Below are 2,233 nucleotides of genomic sequence, written 5' to 3' on the forward strand. Positions count from 1 at the left end.
TTTGAGGAGCAAGAGCATGAAGAACACATTTTGGGTCTTGATGTTGACGGGGATTCTTGCCGCGCAAGTCTCGGCGCAAACGGAAGCGAGTATGTGTGTAAGCATTACCAACACAACTTGCAGTACATGGGACAGTGTGGACTACGCAATTCCGACAGGACAACAGATTTCGCGGACATATTTTCATTACAATTCACCAAGCAATGTTGGCGTGCGTGTAGATTGTTATGAGGTGAACGGCGACGGATCAACAGGAACTAGAATATGGACCGTTAACCAGACGTTTTGCGGTTGCGGAAGCTCGTATACAGATGTAGGCCATACGATTACAGGCGGACAGACGATTCGGCTGCGGGCATACCGCACTGCGTGCCCCGGGTATTCGTGCAGCGGAACGTCATCCAAAGTCAAGTTCTATACAAGTGCCACAGCCGCCACCTGTCCGGAGCAGTGCCAGGGGAGTTAACTATGCGCCCACTCTTAGCCGTCGCTTTTCTCTCTTCAGCATTTTCCTTTGCACATGGTAATGTTATCCGAGTTCCACAAGATTTCGCAACGATTCAAGCGGCGATTGACGCGGCGCAAACGCGGGACACCGTTCTGCTTGATTCAGGCGTATATGTAGAATCAGTCGAAGTGCCTTCCCGCGGATTGACGATCGCGGGACTTTTTGTGATGACCGGCGACACGTCTGATATCGCGGAGTGCAGCTGGCGTGGAGTGAGCAACGGAGATGACACTCTGCGCTGTTTGAGTAGTGACGAAATCGCCGGCAATGATCCCTTCCTCCGGATCGTCGGAATCAGATTTACGAACTCGGGCGTGCACCAGAACGAAGAAGGCGGCGCGCTTCGTATCTTTGCACAGTTCGCAGCGATTGAACATTGCCGATTCGATTCCTGTTATGCCGGATATGGCGGCGCAATCGCGGTTAGGCAGGCCGAAGCCACAATCAAGAATTGCGTCTTCACGCACTGCGGACAGCTCAGGCTCGCCTCGATTATGCGTGTCAGGTCCGCACGTGTCTTAATGGATTCATGTATCGTGCAAAGTGATACGACTTATGCGGATATCTTTGAACCACCGACGCTTTTCTGGGTGCAATCCAGCAAACTCACTGTTCGAAACTCGGCGTTCAGGGACATCGGCTTCTCGCACTATGAATGGGGCGGAACGTTTCTGTATGGCTCGAAGCCGCCGGATTCCGTCGAATTCGTCGGGTGCAGGATTCATGGTTGTCACATTGAAGTGATGATTGCTGATGGTGGCCCGCCAATTCAGCACCTGCGAATTGATTCAAGCCGCTTTCAGGACAACATATTGACACAGGCACTATATGATCAGGGAGGGCCGGACTCGCTGACTACTTTTCAAGCAGTCGGTAATCTGTTTGAGTCATTTGTTCCCTATGAGCGCGCGCAAATGCACGGTTTATTTGCATTAAGTGGAAGAAACGCTGCGCTCACCAGATTGGAATTCAATCTTGTTCAAAGCATACACGGAGGACACACCGCATTTGGCACAGTAGCAGATTACCTCGATGAATCGAGAATTGTGTCGCACAACTACATATTGAACAACAGCAATCATTCGATTACTTCGCCGCCGTCGGGACAGCTTCTCGGCATCCACGGTCCCGGGCCGGATGAAGTGGAAGTGAAGCACAACGTGTTCATGGGAAATGTCGGTTACGCGGCCTATCAGGGCGGTGGTCAAGCGCAAGGGTATGTGCAGAATAATTTCTGGGGACACGAGTCCGGCCCGTATGATTCCGTGAGAAATCCATTAGGGCAGGGTGATACGGTGTCCTATCGTCTCGTTTACGAACCGTGGGAAGTAGACACAAGCTTTTTCTCTGCGGCACCTGAGCCTCGCGAGCCGGTTGAGATTCCAGCAACCTTCATCGGCAATGCCTACCCCAATCCCTTCAACAGCACAGTCACGATTGAGTTTGTGCTGCTGCACGATATGGAGATAACACTTGATATTTTTGATTTAACCGGCCGGCATGTTGAAACCGTTTTTAGCGGTAGAATGAACAAAGGTGTGCACATTCGAGATTGGCAGCCAAAGTCTCAAGCGAGCGGAATCTATTTTGCGCGATTGGCCGGAGAGAAGAACATTAGCTCGACGATGAAGTTGCTCTACATGAAATAGCGCGTTCAAGGCATTCTGCAAAATACACACAAGGCGAGCCATTTGGCTCGCCTCAATTGTCCAGGAAGAGTGCGTA

Annotated in this window: 2 protein-coding genes; both read left to right on the top strand. The window is 51.2% G+C overall.

What is annotated here, in order from left to right; genetic code table 11:
- Positions 1–16: 16 nt before the first annotated feature.
- Positions 17–466 (top strand): hypothetical protein, encoded by a 450-nt coding sequence (locus HUU59_13555; protein ID NUO20467.1) that lies wholly within the window; start codon positions 17–19, stop codon positions 464–466.
- A 2-nt stretch (positions 467–468) separates the two neighbouring features.
- Positions 469–2,157, top strand: coding sequence for a T9SS type A sorting domain-containing protein (locus tag HUU59_13560; protein ID NUO20468.1), 1,689 nt, complete (start codon positions 469–471; stop codon positions 2,155–2,157).
- Positions 2,158–2,233 lie beyond the last annotated feature (76 nt).

The sequence above is a fragment of the bacterium genome (assembly GCA_013360195.1).
Lineage (GTDB): Bacteria > Electryoneota > RPQS01 > RPQS01 > RPQS01 > JABWCQ01.

Bases quoted from the DNA above. Each gene is read 5' to 3' on its own strand.
- HUU59_13555 (NUO20467.1), top strand. From the start codon at position 17: ATGAAGAACACATTTTGGGTCTTGATGTTGACGGGGATTCTTGCCGCG.
- HUU59_13560 (NUO20468.1), top strand. From the start codon at position 469: ATGCGCCCACTCTTAGCCGTCGCTTTTCTCTCTTCAGCATTTTCCTTT.